Raw genomic sequence first — 1368 nt, 5'->3', positions numbered from 1 at the left:
TGTGTGGACGGCTCTCCGTTGGCAAGGATTTGGTGAGCTTTTGCTGAGGCTGGTCGGTGCGGCCATGTGTCCGGCCTGTGGTGCGGCCTTGTCATGCGCCGCTGGCCATAATGCCTTCCGCGGAACCGATCCCTAATCAATTTCGCGCACTCGAAGTGCGGGGCGCAAGTAGGGTGGTCTGATCCGTCGGTGTCGACCGGCTGTCGTGCATTAGCTCCTTTGCCCTTTCCAACCTCGTGAGCGTGACCCTGGCGGTCGCGCGATCTCTTGTCAGGCCGTGATGTCCAACGGCTCGCGATAGCGTGCGCCACTAGTCATCAAGGCCCATGCGATCCTGGCGTTCTTGTTGGCCAACGCCATCGCGGCGACCTTCGGCTTGCGCCGCTCGAGCAGTCGCGTCAGCCAGGTTCGGCGCGTGCCCTGCATCGCACGGCGGATGACCGCCATGGCGCCGGCGAACAGCATCTGGCGCAGGTAGCGGTTGCCAGCCTTGGTGACCGATCCCATCCGCGCTTTGCCACCTGATGAGTACTGTCTTGGAACGAGGCCCAGCCACGCCGCCATGTTGCGGCCACAGCGGAAGATCGATGGATCGGGGACACAGGCGACGAGCGCGGAAGCAACAAGTGGCCCGATGCCAGGCACTTCCATGAGGCGGCGACCGAGTTCGGTAGAGCGCGCTGAAGCCAGCACTCGACGGTCGTTCTCTAAGATCTGGGCCTTCACCAACCGCAGCTGGTTGGCCAGCATCCCAAGGCAGAGCCGAGCTTCCGCTGGCAGGTGGTAATCGTCATCGTCTTCAATGATAGCGAGTAATCGATCCACGCCGCCTCGCCCGACCGGCGCAACGACGCCGAACTCGGCCATGTGCGCACGGATGGCATTGGTAAGCATCACCAACTGCCGGTTCAGCATCATTCGCACCTTGTGCAGCATCATAGCGCTCTGTTCGTCGGGGGCCTTTGCCGGCACAAAACGCATGTTCGGCCGGGTGACCGCTTCTGCGATCGCCTCGGCATCAGCCATGTCGTTCTTCTGCCGCTTCACATAGGGCTTCACGTACTGCGCGGGCATCAGCTTGACATCGTGACCGAGCTTCGTGAGCTCTCGGGCCCAGAAGTGTGCAGATCCGCACGCTTCAATACCGATGAGGCACGGCGGCAGCTTCTCAAAAAACGGCAGCAGGCGTGCCCGCGTCAGCCGCTTCTGCAGCACGGTCTCCCCATCAACATCCAATCCGTGAAGCTGGAAAACTGACTTCGCGATATCCAGACCGATAACCTGAACTTCCATGGCACTTCTCCTCCACTGAAGCGGAGTAGACTACGAGCGACTCCGCGCTGGGTGGAGAGCCGTCCACGGCATCAA

1 protein-coding gene is annotated in these 1368 nt (G+C 61.7%); it reads right to left on the bottom strand.

Going from position 1 to position 1368, the window contains the following annotated elements; translation table 11 throughout:
* Positions 1-270 precede the first annotated feature (270 nt).
* Complete coding sequence (locus N0B51_RS14795; protein ID WP_259963367.1) at positions 271-1293, bottom strand: IS110 family RNA-guided transposase; 1023 nt, start codon at positions 1291-1293, stop codon at positions 271-273.
* Positions 1294-1368: the final 75 nt, after the last annotated feature.

Origin of the sequence: Tsuneonella litorea, from assembly GCF_025154015.1 — a bacterium.
GTDB classification, from domain to species: domain Bacteria; phylum Pseudomonadota; class Alphaproteobacteria; order Sphingomonadales; family Sphingomonadaceae; genus Tsuneonella; species Tsuneonella litorea.
Note: the sequence above shows the minus strand (reverse complement) of the source record. Positions and strands in the feature narration are given on the sequence as shown.